Below are 15,823 nucleotides of genomic sequence, written 5' to 3'. Positions count from 1 at the left end.
ATATTCAGAGCGATGTTGCTTTTTTCTCCACTTACAAACCACTCATTTACTTTGAGAATTGATATTCAACGCAAGTCACAACGATGGTGCTAGAGAAGCCAAAGTCGGCATGACAACGTGAATACCCATCCCTCTTAAACAGGACGTTTCAATGAGAAAGTCTCGATACGCTCGCACTTTACACTTTATGTGCATCGACCCAAGTGATACTTACATACATGTAAAAGAGATAGAAAAACACCTATCTATCATCTTGTATAAGATGACGCCAGACGACTTAATGTTGGTAGACAGAAAGCAGAGTAATCGTATTCTTCTTGTCGACTATAAAGAAGTACCAAAGCTATTGGCTATCTGCCCTAATTTGACCGTGATGTGGAAGAATAATGAGATCATTTTGTTTAATGTCCCACAGCAACTGCCGACCTCAGAGCTTTTGACTTATGGTGTATTAAAAGGACTGTTTTATAACACCGATAAAAAAGACAAGATTGCTCTTGGTTTACAAGAGGTAATCGATGGCGATAACTGGCTGCCAAGAAAGGTCACCAACCAACTGCTGTTTTACTACCGTAATATGGTCAATACCAACACAACGCCTACCAATGTTGATCTCACTATTCGCGAGATTCAGGTCATTCGTTGCCTCCAATCAGGCTCATCGAACACACAAATAGCCGATGATCTCTTTATCAGCGAGTTCACAGTTAAGTCCCATCTTTATCAGATATTTCGCAAGCTGGCAGTAAAAAATAGAGTCCAAGCGATAGCATGGGCCAACCAGAACCTGCTTGCATAATTGATCTGCTTCTTAAAGTGACGATAATTTTGAGGGAAGCTCTGGTTAGCCATATGGATTGTTGCTGAATTTTCGACAAAATTTGTGCTAGAGTTGCCCTCAGAAATATCAACCACTCAGGTTGAATCAATAATTATTATAGATAAAGGGTCTTACGATGATCAAAAAGTGCCTTTTCCCGGCAGCAGGCTACGGTACACGCTTCTTACCAGCAACCAAATCAATGCCGAAAGAAATGATGCCAGTAGTAAACAAACCACTGATTGAATACGGCGTTGAAGAAGCAATCGAAGCCGGTATGGACGGAATGTGTATCGTAACGGGTCGTGGTAAGCACTCGATCATGGATCACTTCGACAAGAACTACGAGCTGGAACATCAGATCAGTGGCACAAACAAAGAAGACCTGCTGGTTAATATTCGTGAAACGATTGAAGCGGCAAACTTTACCTATATTCGTCAACGTGAGATGAAAGGCTTAGGTCACGCAATCCTGACTGGTCGTGAGCTTGTAGGTGATGAACCATTTGCAGTGGTACTTGCCGATGACCTTTGTGTGAACGAGCAACAAGGTGTATTGGCTCAAATGGTTGCGCTATACAAACAGTTCCGCTGTTCTATTGTTGCTGTTCAAGAAGTACCAGAAGAAGAGACACATAAGTACGGGGTTATCTCGGGTGAAATGATCAAAGACGACCTGTTCCGTGTTGATGACATGGTAGAAAAGCCAGAGCAAGGTACTGCTCCAAGCAACCTAGCGATCATTGGTCGTTATATTCTGACTCCAGATATCTTTGAACTGATCGAGCAAACAGAACCAGGTAAAGGTGGCGAGATCCAGATTACCGATGCATTGTTAAAACAAGCAAAAGCAGGCTGTGTATTGGCTTATAAATTTAAAGGCCAACGTTTTGACTGTGGTAGTGTAGAAGGCTACATCGAAGCAACAAACTACTGCTTTGAAAACCTATACAAAAAAGACCAAAAGCAAATCGAGCTAGGTAAGCACTCGACCAAGAAAGAAGCATAACGACTGGTTAATAACTAGCGTTTCAAATAGTAAAAGGGTGACTCGATGAGTTACCCTTTTTTGTTTTACTGTTTTTTTATCCAGTAAAACTTTGCACAAATCTCACTCTATGTAATACTTTAGCCACTAAAAATTACATGGTCTGTTGAGATGGATAAAATAGAAATTAGAGGCGCTCGCACGCATAACCTCAAAGACGTAAACCTTACTATCCCTCGTGATAAGCTGATTGTTATCACAGGTCTTTCTGGTTCAGGTAAGTCATCACTTGCGTTTGATACCCTCTACGCAGAAGGGCAACGCCGTTATGTTGAGTCTTTGTCTGCCTATGCTCGTCAATTTCTATCCCTTATGGAAAAACCTGATGTCGACCACATCGAAGGCTTATCTCCCGCCATCTCGATAGAACAGAAATCGACGTCTCATAACCCTCGTTCAACGGTTGGTACCATTACAGAAGTCTATGATTACCTGAGGCTTCTTTACGCACGAGTCGGCGAACCTCGCTGTCCAGAACACAACACACCGCTTGCCGCGCAAACCATCAGCCAAATGGTGGACAAGGTGCTTGAGCTACCTGTTGGTTCAAAAATGATGCTATTAGCACCAATCGTTAAAGAGCGTAAAGGTGAGCACGTAAAAACGCTGGAAAACTTAGCGGCTCAGGGCTTTATTCGAGCACGTATTGATGGTGAAACCTGTGACCTATCCGATCCACCAGCACTAGAACTGCACAAGAAACACACGATAGAAGTAGTGGTTGACCGATTTAAGGTACGCCCTGATCTTCAACAACGCTTAGCCGAATCTTTCGAGACCACATTAGAGCTCTCCGGTGGTATTGCTGTTGTCGGTTGGATGGATGAAACAGACCAAGAAGAGATCGTATTCTCTGCTAACTTCGCTTGCCCTAAGTGTGGTTACAGCATGCAAGAGCTTGAACCTCGCCTATTTTCATTCAACAACCCAGCAGGTGCATGTGGCACGTGTGATGGCCTTGGAGTTCAACAGTACTTTGACCCAAGCAGAGTGATCTTGGATGAAAGTTTAAGCATCGCAGACGGAGCCATTAAGGGCTGGGATCAAAAGAACTACTACTATTTCCAGATGCTAACCTCGCTCTCGGAGCACTATGGTTTCGATCTATTTGCACCCTTTAATTCTCTACCGAAGAAGACTCAAGAGATTATTCTTAAAGGTTCAGGTCGTACTGAAGTTGAATTCAAATACATCAATGATCGTGGTGATATTCGAGTCAAACGTCACCCATTTGAAGGTATTTTGAATACGCTAGAGCGCCGTTATCGTGATACAGAATCAAGCGCAGTCCGTGAAGACCTTGCTAAATACATCTCAACGAAATCATGCTCTAGCTGCGATGGTACACGCTTGAGATTAGAGGCTCGTAATGTCTTCATTGACGATACTACATTGCCTGAAATCGTTGAATTGAGCATTGCTGACGCACTGCAATTTTTCCAAGAATTGAAGTTAGACGGTCAACGTGGGCAAATCGCCGATAAGGTGATGAAAGAGATCAATGATCGCCTGCACTTCTTGGTTAATGTCGGCTTGAACTACCTCAACCTGTCACGCAGTGCTGAAACCCTATCTGGTGGTGAAGCACAACGAATTCGCCTCGCAAGTCAGATCGGTGCCGGCTTAGTGGGGGTTATGTATGTATTGGATGAACCATCTATTGGTCTCCACCAGCGCGATAATGAACGTCTATTGCAAACCTTGATTCACCTGAGAGATTTAGGCAACACGGTACTTGTCGTTGAACATGATGAAGACGCGATTCGCTGTGCAGATCATGTGATAGATATCGGCCCAGGTGCCGGTGTTCACGGTGGTCACGTCGTCGCTGAAGGTACTATGCAAGATATCGTCGACAATCCAAACTCGTTGACAGGTCAGTACTTAAGTGGCGTAAAAGAGATTGAAGTACCAAAACAACGAACGCCGATCGACAAAAAGAAAGTCGTCGAGATCATTGGTGCTACCGGTAATAACCTGAAAAATGTCACAGCAACTATCCCAGTTGGCCTATTCAGTTGTATTACAGGTGTATCGGGGTCAGGAAAGTCGACACTGATTAATGACACCTTCTTTAAAATTGCTCACACACAACTCAACGGGGCAACGACAGCAATACCTGCACCACATAAGAAAATTAAAGGCTTAGAACATTTCGACAAGGTCATCGATATTGACCAAAGCCCTATCGGTCGAACGCCAAGATCAAACCCTGCAACCTATACAGGGATCTTTACACCTATTCGTGAATTATTTGCGGGTACACAGGAGTCACGTTCGCGCGGTTACAAACCGGGACGCTTCAGCTTTAACGTACGTGGCGGGCGCTGTGAAGCGTGTCAGGGCGACGGTGTTATCAAGGTAGAAATGCACTTCTTACCAGACGTTTATGTGCCGTGTGATGTATGTAAAGGCAAGCGCTACAACCGTGAAACACTAGAAGTTCGCTACAAAGGTAAAACCATCGACGAAGTACTGGAAATGACCGTAGAAGACGCACGTGAGTTTTTTAATCCGGTTCCAGTGATCGCACGTAAGCTGCAAACGCTTATGGATGTCGGTCTTTCATACATTCGTTTGGGGCAAGCCGCAACTACCCTATCTGGTGGTGAGGCTCAACGTGTTAAATTGGCACGTGAGCTGTCTAAACGAGATACAGGGAAAACGTTATACATTCTTGATGAACCAACAACCGGCCTTCACTTCCACGATATCCAACAGCTATTGACCGTATTACATAGACTACGTGATCACGGTAATACCGTTGTGGTAATTGAACACAACTTGGATGTCGTTAAAACCGCAGACTGGATACTCGATCTCGGCCCTGAAGGTGGTCAAGGTGGTGGTGAAATCGTTGCAGAGGGTACACCTGAAGATGTGGCACTAGTCGAAGGTTCACATACCGCCCGCTTCCTTAAGCCTATGTTAAATTTGAACTAGGTGTAAAATAGCGTCCTGCGGGCAGACAGAAAAATGTTAAAGTAACGGGGCTTGTTTCAAAAGGAACAAGCTCCGTTTTTATAAGGTTAGGGATTTATGGCAACAATACACACTAGCGGAACCCAGCTAGAAAATCAGGTCACTCAGCTACCTCTCAACAAAGCATTCCTTGCTTCATTAGCTGTTGTGTTCTTAATAGCCATGCACTTTTTTATGCCTAACCCGGGAGGTTCTGGCCTTGCTTTATCCTTTAACCCGACGACTTGGCTGGCTCTAAGCTTCACTCTAGCGATTGGCTTTTACCAGCTAGCTACCAATCGAGTACTCAAGTATTCCAAGTTAACCATAGGTTTGCTGATAAGCTGCGTGATACTCACACTGCCTATTCTATACAGCAATGCTTCGCCGCAAGGAGCATCCAGTCGATTACTTGGGTTATGGGCTGGCTTTGCTTTATTTGTAGTACTTCAGCAGTTCAAATTCAGTAATAAACATAAACAGCGCATGCTGTGGTTCATCGTACTCGCTGTCGTCATACAAGCGCTTTTTGGTTATGTACAATATTTTGTATTGGAGCCAGGTAACCTATTTGGTTACAACACTGAAGCTAATCGTCCTTATGGAATCTTCCAACAGCCAAATGTGATGGCCAGTTTTTTAGCGACTGGTTTTGTCCTCTCGGCTTACCTATTAGCGAGGCAGCCCGCTAAGTACAACCACAAGATTAGCGAATCGTTTTTACTCTACCTAACACCAACATTAACCGTACCACTGCTGATCATCATCGCATCACGCACAGGTTGGTTAGCGGCACTCATTGGATTTGTATGTATTCTGCCCTACTTATACAAATTCTCGACCAAGAAACGCTTCTACGGATGGTGTGCTTCCGTTGCTGTCGGTATCGTAGTTGCATTTTCAGTGATCAGCCTTAGCACTACAGATAGCATAGCGAGTAAAAAAGCGAACCTAGAAAGCCCTCGCGCTTACACCTTCCCGCAAACATTAGACATGTTGGTAGAGAAACCATTTACGGGTTACGGCTACGGAAAATTTGAATCAGAGTACACTCTGTATACCGCTCGTCAGCACCAACTCAATTCAAACTATCATCCTGGGCTTCCAGCAATGGATCACCCTCACAATGAGTTTCTATTCTGGGGGGTTGAGGGTGGTATTGTTCCTATCATAGGAATCTTGATTGCCGCAATGTTAGTACTGTCGCGTATCTCTAGCTCAGCGAAAGGAACACGCTTAGCTTTACTGGCGCTATTCATACCGATACTTTTACACTCTCAATTGGAGTACCCGTTCTATCACTCGGCAATACACTGGATAACCTTTATCATATTGATTTATTGGGTCGACCAGCGCGCTTCGCGTCACTATCAACAGCCGTTCAGTATCATCAGTAAAACACTATTTAGAGTGATCAGCTTAGTGTTGCCAATTCTGGTGAGTATTTACATGTTGAGCGCACTGCATACCAACTATGTACTGACCAAATTTGAGCTATCTAAACCTAAAAACCCAGATATTCTCAAACAAGTCACCAACCCTGTGGTTTGGAAAGATCGCTACGATTGGGACATATACAGCACTTACCTAAACATTGGTCTTTATAAAGGCGATCCTAGCCTTATTCAGCCCTATGTTGATTGGTCACTCGAGATCATAAAGAGTAAACCAAGACCTGCGTTCTACAGTAACCTGATCCTTGCCTATCAAGGTTTAGGGGAAGAAAGCAAGGCGGAACAAATCCGTAGCGAAGCCAAGTTTCTGTTTCCTGACAGAGACTTTTCACAGGTTCAGTACCAGAAAGTATCCCAAGCAGAAAACAATGTTTCATCCGCAGAATAGCTAAGGACTAGCGAGATATGACTTTCGCATCTCACCTTTAGAGCAAACACAAAAAAGCGCACGATCCTCGTGCGCTTTTCTTTAAAACTAATCTGATTTGACTATTTAAGTACGTCTTGCAGCGCTTTAAGACACAACGCGACATTCTCTTTGCGAGCACCGTAGCCCATCAAGCCAATACGCCATGCCTTACCAGCCAAAGAACCTAGGCCAGCACCAATCTCAAGATTATACTCTTCTAAAAGCTGCGATCTGACTTTCGCTTCATCGATTCCTTCAGGGAAGTAAAGAGCATTAAGTTGAGGTAAACGGCTCTCCTCCTCAACAACAAATTTCAGTCCTAATGCTTCCACGCCCTCTTTCAACTCTTGATGCATAGCGTGATGGCGAGACCAAGCATTATCCAAGCCTTCATTTTTCAATAGCACGAGAGACTCATGCAGCGCGTAAAGACTATTGACTGGTGCAGTATGGTGATAACTACGCTTACCTTCTCCGCTCCAGTAACCTAATACTAGGCTCTGATCCAAGAACCAGCTTTGTACCGGTGACTGACGCGCTTTCATTTTATCAACGGCACGCTGAGAGAAAGTCACTGGTGATAAACCAGGAACACAAGACAAGCACTTCTGACTCCCAGAATAAACCGCATCGAGCTGCCATTCGTCCACTAACAGTGGTACACCACCCAGTGAGGTCACAGCATCAACAATCGTCAATGCATCGAACTGTCGGGCAACCGCAGAGATAGCTTGAGCATCCGATAGCGCACCAGTAGAAGTCTCAGCATGCACAAACGCAACCGCGACAGCATCTGGGTTTTCTGATAATGCTTGTTGTACCTTTTCGACAGATACAGGCTTACCCCATTCGTCATCAACAAGAATTGCTTCGCCACCGCAGCGCACCACGTTTTCTCGCATACGTTCACCAAACACGCCATTTCGACAGACGATGACCTTTTCACCGGGTTCAATCAAGTTAACAAAACAAGTTTCCATACCTGCGCTGCCCGGCGCTGATACAGCAATCGTAAACTCATTATCTGTCTGAAATGCATACTTAAGAAGCTGTTTAACCTCATCCATCATTGCAATAAACAGTGGGTCTAGATGACCTATGGTTGGACGACTCAAAGCTTGCAGTACTTGAGGTGAGATATCAGAAGGCCCAGGCCCCATTAACGTTCGATGTGGTGGATAAAAACTATCGATTGTAGAAGTATTTGTTAAGTTAGACATGTAAATCCCTTACGTTAATGGTGTTGATATTCCACCCTAAAGCAAATCGAACATGTCAGCAATTAGCCTTCGGTCTTGAGGTCAAACCACTGTCACATAATTGTTAAAATTATTTTTAAATTATCTCAAGTTACCAATTGACATTGTGAGCGCAAACACGTTCAATGAAATGGCTATCTAGCAGAAGAGGAGCACTGCCCAGGCAGGTGTTTTGTGGAACCGCATTTCCGATACAAAGCATTTAGGGGGAGCAGTGCCGAGATAATAAAAGGATGCAGGACCTTTATTATCGGTTGAGCGGGCTGAATCCCGGCAACTGTCACTATTTCTATATGGTGAAGAGCTTCTGAGGTTACTATTCACATAATTCCTCTCTTTTTGCTCTAAAACTCTCTTCGAAAACAATGGACGTTGGATTACCCAACCGTAATTTTATTTTAGGAAGTCGTGGGAGATATATCGTGAGTGCATCTAATGTAGCTGGTTCTTTTAATGTCGCTAAGTTTGGTGGTACAAGTGTTGCCAACTTTGAAGCAATGAGCCGTTGTGCTGCCATTATTGAAAACAACTCAAATACCAAGTTAGTCGTAAGTTCTGCGTGTTCAGGAGTAACTAATTTACTTGTCGAACTGGCAAATGGTGTTCAAGACAAAGCTCGTCGTCAAGAGGTTATGACCCAATTAACGGACATCCACAATGCAATTCTTGATCAACTTGCTGATCCAATCAGCGTCGAAAAAGAAGTTCACTCCATTCTTGATGACATTGCGAGCGCTGCCGAGGCTGCATCGTTTCAAACAAGCACTAAGTTAACCGATCACTTGGTCGCGTGCGGTGAATTGATGTCGACACACCTTCTTGCTCAAATCCTTCGCGAACGTGGTACATCCGCGGTTCGCTTCGATATCAGAGAAGTGATGCGCACCAATGATGATTTCGGCAAAGCTGAACCTCAGCTTGAAGAGATTTCAGTGCTAGCGAAAGAACAACTGATTCCACTGTGCCAACAACAAGTTGTCGTCACACAAGGTTTTATTGGTGCAGACAATGACGGCAATACAACAACCTTAGGCCGTGGTGGTAGTGATTACTCAGCAGCGCTTATTGCAGAGTCAGTACAAGCGATTGGCTTAGAGATTTGGACAGATGTTCCAGGTATTTACACCACAGATCCTCGCATCGCACCTAAAGCATCTCCAATCCCAGAAATCAGCTTCAGTGAAGCCTCTGAGATGGCAAACTTTGGAGCGAAGATCCTGCACCCATCGACTCTCGTGCCAGCACTACGTCACCAAATTCCGGTATTTGTCGGCTCTTCAAAAGCACCAGAATTGGGTGGAACTTGGATTCGCCAGCAGGTAGAAAGCTCTCCACTATTCAGAGCCCTTGCCCTTCGCTGCAACCAAACCATGGTTACGCTTCGTAGCGCTAATATGTTCCATGCTTACGGCTTTCTCGCGAAAGTATTCGAGATCCTTGCTAAACATAAGATCTCGGTCGATCTTATCACCACCTCGGAGATCAGTGTTTCACTCACCCTAGATCAAACTGATACATCTGGTGGTGCACCTGAGTTACCAGAAGCAGCACGTCTTGAGCTAGAAGAACTTTGTTCAGTCGATGTGGAACATGACCTGTGTTTAGTGGCATTGATTGGTAATAACATGAGTGAAAGCAAAGGCTACGCTAAGCAAGTATTCAGCACCCTTGAAGATTTCAATTTGCGCATGATTTGTTACGGAGCAAGCCCTCATAACTTATGCTTCCTGCTCAATGAATCAGTATCTAAACAGGCGATTCAAAAACTGCATCAAGAGCTATTCGAATAAGGCGATACTGAATTAATAAGAGTTCAACGCTCAAAGTACAGATACAAAAAGGGTTGCAATTAAGCAACCCTTTCTATTTTTACAAGTAACTCGCGGATTTAATAGCTAGTTAATATTTGGACCTAGCCACTTCTCAGCTTCCAACATATTCCAACCCTTACGGTCAGCATAGCTGTCTACTTGATCCTGTTGAATCTGAGCAATCGCAAAGTATCGAGAATCAGGGTGAGAGAAGTACATCCCAGAAACTGAAGCACCAGGCCACATCGCGTAGCTGGACGTCAGTGACATATCGATGGTCTTCTCAACATCCATCAACTCCCACAACGTGCCCTTCTCTGTATGCTCAGGGCAAGCAGGATAACCAGGAGCAGGACGAATACCTTGGTATTTCTCTCGAATCAGATCATCGTTAGATAAGTCTTCATCTGGAGCGTAACCCCAAATGTCCTTTCTCACCTCTTGGTGTAGGTATTCAGCAAACGCTTCTGCTAGTCGGTCAGCCACAGCCTGAATCATGATGGCATTGTAGTCATCACCATTAGCCTTATATTCATCCGCTAACTCACGCTCACCAATACCACCTGTCACTGCAAAGCCACCAATCCAGTCCGCTTTACCGCTTTCTTTTGGAGCAATGTAATCTGACAAACAGTAGTTAAAGCCTTTAGGCTTCTCAGTCTGTTGGCGAAGGTTATGTAGAACTTTGAGAACCTCAGTACGAGACTCATCGGTATACACCTCAATATCATCACCCACACTGTTGGCTGGGAACATCGCACACATACCACGGGCTTCGAGTAGCTTTTCTTTCTCTACACGATCCAGTAACTCGTTCGCATCTTTGAACAAACGTTTTGCCTCTTCGCCCACTTCTTCATGGTCAAGAATAGCTGGGTACTTACCGACTAATGACCATGTCATGAAGAATGGTGTCCAGTCGATGTAGTTGCGCAGTGTTGCCACATCAAAATCATTGAATACATGTACGCCCGGTTTAGCTGGTACTGGCGGGGTATATGCGTCCCAATCAATCGCCACTTTATTTGCGCGAGCTTGCTCGAGTGTCACTGGCTTAGTGCGAGGCTTCTTACGATTATGCTGATCGCGAACGCGCTCGTAGTCTAGGTCCAACTTCTCAACGAAGGCAGGTTTTAGCTCTTCAGAAAGTAGTGAGGTACATACGCCAACTGCACGAGAAGCGTTATTAACGTAGACCACCGGTTCTGAGTAATTCTGTTCAATTTTAACAGCAGTATGCGCCTTGGATGTCGTCGCACCACCAATCAATAGTGGTAGCTTAAAGCCTTGTCGTTCCATCTCTTTGGCAACATGCACCATTTCATCAAGGGATGGAGTAATCAGGCCAGAAAGACCAATAATATCGACATTTTCTTCTTTCGCGACTTTGAGAATTTTTTCACATGAAACCATCACACCCAGGTCGATGATGTCATAGTTATTACATTGAAGAACGACGCCAACAATGTTCTTACCAATATCATGAACATCGCCCTTCACTGTCGCGAGAAGGATCTTACCGTTACTCGCACCAACTTCTTTGGATGCATTAATAAACGGCTCCAAGTGGGCTACAGCTTGCTTCATTACACGGGCCGATTTAACAACTTGAGGGAGGAACATCTTGCCTGCACCAAACAAGTCGCCGACCACGTTCATGCCGTCCATTAGCGGACCTTCAATTACCTCAATTGGTCGAGCTGAATTGACACGTGCTTCTTCAGTATCTTCAACGATGAAGTCAGTAATACCTTTGACCAAAGAGTGCTCTAAACGCTTCTCTACAGGCCAAGTGCGCCACTCGAGTGCTGATTTATCTTCAACTTTACCAACCGCTCGCTCTAGATACTCGGTTGCCATATCCAGCAAGCGTTCCGTAGAGTCTTCACGACGGTTTAGTACAACATCTTCAACAGCATCACGCAGATCTTCTGGCACGTTATCGTAAATTTCCAGCTGACCAGCGTTTACGATGCCCATATCCATACCATTTTTAAAACAGTGGTATAAGAATACAGCGTGGATTGCCTCACGAACGTAGTTATTACCTCGGAATGAGAATGACACGTTCGATACACCACCCGAGATCATCGCATGAGGTAGGTCGCGCTTGATATCGCCTACCGCTTCAATGAAATCAACCGCATAGTTGTTATGCTCTTCAATACCAGTCGCAACCGCGAAGATGTTTGGGTCAAAAATAATGTCTTCAGGTGGGAAGCCAACCTCATCAACAAGAATGTTGTAAGCATTGGTACAGATCTCGACTTTACGTTCACGTGTATCTGCCTGACCGACTTCATCGAACGCCATCACGATTACGGCTGCACCATAGCGGCGAACCAACTTCGCTTGCTCGACGAACTTCTCTTTACCTTCTTTAAGAGAAATGGAGTTAACGATACCTTTACCCTGAATACATTTCAGGCCGGCTTCAATAACCTCCCATTTTGATGAATCGACCATTACTGGGACTTTTGAAATCTCTGGCTCAGAGGCACATAGATTAAGGAATTTAACCATACACGCTTCAGCGTCTAGCATTCCTTCATCCATATTGATATCGATGATCTGGGCACCATTTTCAACTTGCTCACGAGCAACACTCAATGCCTCATCGTAAAGCTCTTCTTTGATCAAGCGTTTGAAGCGCGCAGAACCGGTCACGTTCGTTCGCTCACCCACGTTTACAAACAGAGACTCTTTTGCAATGGTCAGAGGTTCTAAACCGGATAAACGACACGACACAGGTAGGTCCGGCAATTGGCGAGGAGTTACACCTTCAACCGCTTCTGCCATTTGACGAATATGTTCTGGCGTAGTACCACAACAGCCACCAATCAAGTTCAAGAAGCCACTTTCAGCCCATTCTTTAACGTGCTCTGCCATGTCTTCAGGTGAAAGGTCATACTCGCCAAATGCGTTAGGTAAGCCAGCGTTAGGGTGAGCAGAAACATAACTCTCTGAGATACGAGACATCTCGCCAACATACTCACGCAGCTCATCAGGGCCTAATGCACAGTTCAAACCAAACGAGATAGGCTTAACATGACGAAGGGCGTTATAGAAAGCTTCCGTCGTCTGACCTGAAAGCGTACGACCTGATGCATCAGTAATGGTGCCGGAGATCATGACCGGTAAAGTGATGCCTACTTCTTCGAAAACAGATTCCACTGCAAAAGCACACGCTTTAGCATTGAGTGTATCGAAGATAGTTTCGATAAGAATAAGGTCTGAGCCACCTTTGATCAGCGCGCGAGTCGATTCAGAGTAGGCCTCGACTAACTCATCAAAACTCACATTACGATAACCCGGATCATTAACATCTGGAGAGATAGAACAAGTGCGGTTTGTTGGACCTAAGACGCCGGCAACGAAACGAGGTTTTTCAGGAGTCTTTGCAGTCCATTCGTCAGCGGCTTCTCGTGCTAACTTGGCTGCTGCAAAGTTAATTTCTTCACTAAGGCTTTCCATATCGTAGTCGGCCATAGCAATGGTTGTAGCGTTAAAAGTATTGGTTTCAAGGATGTCTGCCCCAGCTTCCAAATATTGCGAATGAATATCTTTGATAAGCTTAGGTTGTGTAAGTACCAAAAGGTCATTGTTACCCTTTAAGTCACTATGCCAATCCGCAAAGCGTTCACCACGATAGTCTTGCTCTTCCAATTTATAGTCCTGAATCATGGTGCCCATGCCACCATCAATCAGTAAAATTCGTTGCTTCAACAGAGCATCAATCTTTTGCCTTACATTACTTCCCACGGTACAACCTCATTCCTTTAATTATGCTTCCATCCTATCACACATTAAAAAGGAGTCTAGACGTCTAAAAGAGGAAATTGATTACCGAGTCCTGACAAAAAGTGTTTGCTATTTGAGCATGAGACAACGAAAATTCATATTCATACTTTGTTACATGTTGGTACCCCAATGTCGGTCTATTACACCTTATGCTTCTTGTCTGCTGCAGCCATGCTCATTGCCTTTGTTAATAGCAAAATTGGTAAAATGCAAACAACCATCGCCATCACAGCAGGCTCAATGATGCTGTCTCTTTTAATTATCATTGCGGGCCAAAACAACTGGTTTCAATTAGCCGACATTGCTTCTGAAACGGTTGCCAGTATTAATTTTGAAGACTTCCTACTTAAAGGGATATTAGGCTTCCTACTATTTGCTGGCGGCTTAGGGATCAAACTCCCAAACCTTAAAGACCAAAAATGGGAAATCACAGTACTCGCACTCGGTGCGACTCTATTCTCGACCTTCTTTATTGGTTTTGTTCTTTATGGATTCTGTCAGTTCATCGGCATCCAATTCGATCTCATTTACTGCTTACTGTTCGGTTCTCTTATCTCACCAACCGATCCAATCGCTGTTTTAGCCATTGTAAAGAAACTCGATGCACCCAAACGAATCTCGACTCAGATTGAAGGTGAGTCTCTCTTTAACGATGGCTTTGGCTTGGTAATCTTCGTCACTCTGTTCACCATAGCTTTTGGTACCGAGGCACCGACAGTGGGCAGTGTGACCATGTTATTTGTCCAAGAGGCAATTGGCGGTATCGTCTATGGTTTTGCTTTAGGTCTAATATTCCACTACTTAATCAGTAACACTGATGACCACTCAATGGAATTACTACTAACTATTGGTGTTCCTACAGCGGGCTATGCTTTTGCTGAAGTCCTCCACGTCTCAGGTCCATTAGCTATGGTGGTGTCAGGTATCATGATTGGTAACTGGACTCGCTTCATCGGCTTCTCAAAAGAGAGTGAAGACCACTTAGACCACTTCTGGGAACTGATTGATGAGTTCTTAAATGGCGTGCTGTTCTTATTGATTGGTATGTCGATGCTGCTATTCAAATTCCACCAAGAAGACTGGATCCTAATGGCATTCGCAGTTCCTCTGGTATTAAGTGCACGCTACCTAAGTGTTTTTTTGTCGTACATTGGATTTAAGCGCTTTAGAACTTACAACCCATGGTCGATTAAGATTCTAACTTGGGGCGGCTTACGCGGAGGCTTAGCGCTAGCCATGGCTCTATCAATCCCTTCCGGTATCTGGGTAATTGAAGACAAGGCAATAGATGTTAAAGAGATAATCCTTGTCATGACATACGCCGTTGTTGTGTTCTCTATTCTAGTTCAAGGCTCAACAATCACTCCTATGATAGAGAAAGCAAAACAAGCAGAGAAAGAGCTAGATTAACACCTAGATAGATTTACCAAGGCCACCTACTTTAGGTGGCCTTTTTTATACCTAATGAAAGTCAAACTCACCAATTCCCACACTGAAGCTATCGCTGAAAGGTATGTGTAGAACATAGAAGCTTATATAGATATTTGATACCACTATTATTGGAGTAATCGAAAACCTTAATTTAGGGGGAGTACTAAATTTGGCCGGAACTCTTTCAGGAGGTTAAGTCCTACAGATACCTCATTGTTCTGCACACTCACTAGCCTCCCCAATAACCCACTCTCAAGTTATATTAGCTTCAATCGAAAGACTTCACCTTTCACCTGGAAACACAAAGAACGGGAATCAATGTCTCGCTAGAATAGCGTTAGTTATTAACTAGCAGAACTATAGAGCAAAATGAGTATTGGCTAGATAGAGATCACTTGGTACTTCTAGCGTTACTTCTAAAGATGACAGGAATAATAAAGGCTCTAGCATTTTGCTGGGACGCGCAGTCTAAAGACTTAAATATGGCAGGAATGGAGAGATTAAACTGAGCTGGCGAGCTAGGGGAACGCGTAGTTATTCCAACTTTGCTTCGCGAAAAAAAACCTCAGCATTTCTGCAGAGGCTTAGTATATGGCAAGAGTTGAGGCATAGACTCCCAACACGCACAGTTTTGGTAAGTAGGGGAATCCGCGGCTCTGCCAATAGAGTATTATTAGATTCAGAAAGCAAAAAGGCTCTAGCATTTCTGCTAGAGCCTTTTAATGTGGCAGGGGTGGAGAGATTCGAACTCCCAACACGCGGATTTGGAATCCGCTGCTCTGCCAATTGGAGCTACACCCCTAAAACTTTTTGTACTTTAGATTCGAAA

Annotated in this window: 8 protein-coding genes, 1 tRNA gene and 1 riboswitch; of the genes, 6 read left to right on the top strand and 3 right to left on the bottom strand. The window is 44.3% G+C overall.

Annotation, left to right across the window (positions count from 1 at the left end):
* The first annotated feature begins 151 nt into the window (after positions 1 to 151).
* The 4 genes from F0228_RS03130 (at position 152) to F0228_RS03115 (ending at position 6,671) form a co-directional block, all read left to right on the top strand.
* On the top strand, positions 152 to 799 hold the full coding sequence (locus F0228_RS03130) for a LuxR C-terminal-related transcriptional regulator (RefSeq protein WP_116869929.1): 648 nt from the start codon (positions 152 to 154) through the stop codon (positions 797 to 799).
* A gap of 157 nt (positions 800 to 956) precedes the next feature.
* The gene (gene galU / locus F0228_RS03125) at positions 957 to 1,829 is read left to right on the top strand and encodes a UTP--glucose-1-phosphate uridylyltransferase GalU (RefSeq protein WP_048657943.1); all 873 of its coding nucleotides are present in this window, start codon (positions 957 to 959) and stop codon (positions 1,827 to 1,829) included.
* Positions 1,830 to 1,979: 150 nt separating this feature from the next.
* Positions 1,980 to 4,811 (top strand): excinuclease ABC subunit UvrA, encoded by a 2,832-nt coding sequence (gene uvrA, locus F0228_RS03120; protein ID WP_171761888.1) that lies wholly within the window; start codon positions 1,980 to 1,982, stop codon positions 4,809 to 4,811.
* Between the two features lie 96 nt (positions 4,812 to 4,907).
* Positions 4,908 to 6,671, top strand: a complete 1,764-nt coding sequence (locus tag F0228_RS03115) for a PglL family O-oligosaccharyltransferase (RefSeq protein ID WP_171761887.1) — start codon at positions 4,908 to 4,910, stop codon at positions 6,669 to 6,671.
* A 101-nt stretch (positions 6,672 to 6,772) separates the two neighbouring features.
* Here the strand turns inward: F0228_RS03115 and F0228_RS03110 are convergent, their stop codons facing one another.
* On the bottom strand, positions 6,773 to 7,912 hold the full coding sequence (locus F0228_RS03110; protein ID WP_102424820.1) for an alanine--glyoxylate aminotransferase family protein: 1,140 nt from the start codon (positions 7,910 to 7,912) through the stop codon (positions 6,773 to 6,775).
* A gap of 176 nt (positions 7,913 to 8,088) precedes the next feature.
* Positions 8,089 to 8,266, top strand: a riboswitch (Lysine riboswitch).
* A 107-nt stretch (positions 8,267 to 8,373) separates the two neighbouring features.
* On the opposite strand from F0228_RS03110, the gene lysC reads away from it, so the two are divergent.
* The gene (lysC, locus tag F0228_RS03105; RefSeq protein WP_061033504.1) at positions 8,374 to 9,741 is read left to right on the top strand and encodes a lysine-sensitive aspartokinase 3; all 1,368 of its coding nucleotides are present in this window, start codon (positions 8,374 to 8,376) and stop codon (positions 9,739 to 9,741) included.
* Between the two features lie 105 nt (positions 9,742 to 9,846).
* Here the strand turns inward: lysC and metH are convergent, their stop codons facing one another.
* Positions 9,847 to 13,524, bottom strand: coding sequence for a methionine synthase (gene metH / locus F0228_RS03100; RefSeq protein WP_171761886.1), 3,678 nt, complete (start codon positions 13,522 to 13,524; stop codon positions 9,847 to 9,849).
* Positions 13,525 to 13,692: 168 nt separating this feature from the next.
* Between metH and F0228_RS03095 the strand changes: the two genes are divergently transcribed.
* A complete protein-coding gene (locus F0228_RS03095) occupies positions 13,693 to 14,973 on the top strand; it encodes a sodium:proton antiporter (protein WP_004740869.1) in 1,281 nt (426 codons plus the stop codon).
* A gap of 746 nt (positions 14,974 to 15,719) precedes the next feature.
* Here the strand turns inward: F0228_RS03095 and F0228_RS03090 are convergent.
* Positions 15,720 to 15,796, bottom strand: a tRNA-Trp gene (locus tag F0228_RS03090).
* Positions 15,797 to 15,823: the final 27 nt, after the last annotated feature.

It is taken from the genome of Vibrio sp. 99K-1, from assembly GCF_013114585.1.
In the GTDB taxonomy this organism is placed as follows: domain Bacteria; phylum Pseudomonadota; class Gammaproteobacteria; order Enterobacterales; family Vibrionaceae; genus Vibrio; species Vibrio chagasii_B.
Note: the sequence above shows the minus strand (reverse complement) of the source record. Positions and strands in the feature narration are given on the sequence as shown.

Coding starts and splice junctions, on each gene's coding strand:
- F0228_RS03130 (WP_116869929.1), top strand. CDS start 152: ATGAGAAAGTCTCGATACGCTCGCACTTTACACTTTATGTGCATCGAC.
- galU (WP_048657943.1), top strand. CDS start 957: ATGATCAAAAAGTGCCTTTTCCCGGCAGCAGGCTACGGTACACGCTTC.
- uvrA (WP_171761888.1), top strand. CDS start 1,980: ATGGATAAAATAGAAATTAGAGGCGCTCGCACGCATAACCTCAAAGAC.
- F0228_RS03115 (WP_171761887.1), top strand. CDS start 4,908: ATGGCAACAATACACACTAGCGGAACCCAGCTAGAAAATCAGGTCACT.
- F0228_RS03110 (WP_102424820.1), bottom strand. CDS start 7,912: ATGTCTAACTTAACAAATACTTCTACAATCGATAGTTTTTATCCACCA.
- F0228_RS03095 (WP_004740869.1), top strand. CDS start 13,693: ATGTCGGTCTATTACACCTTATGCTTCTTGTCTGCTGCAGCCATGCTC.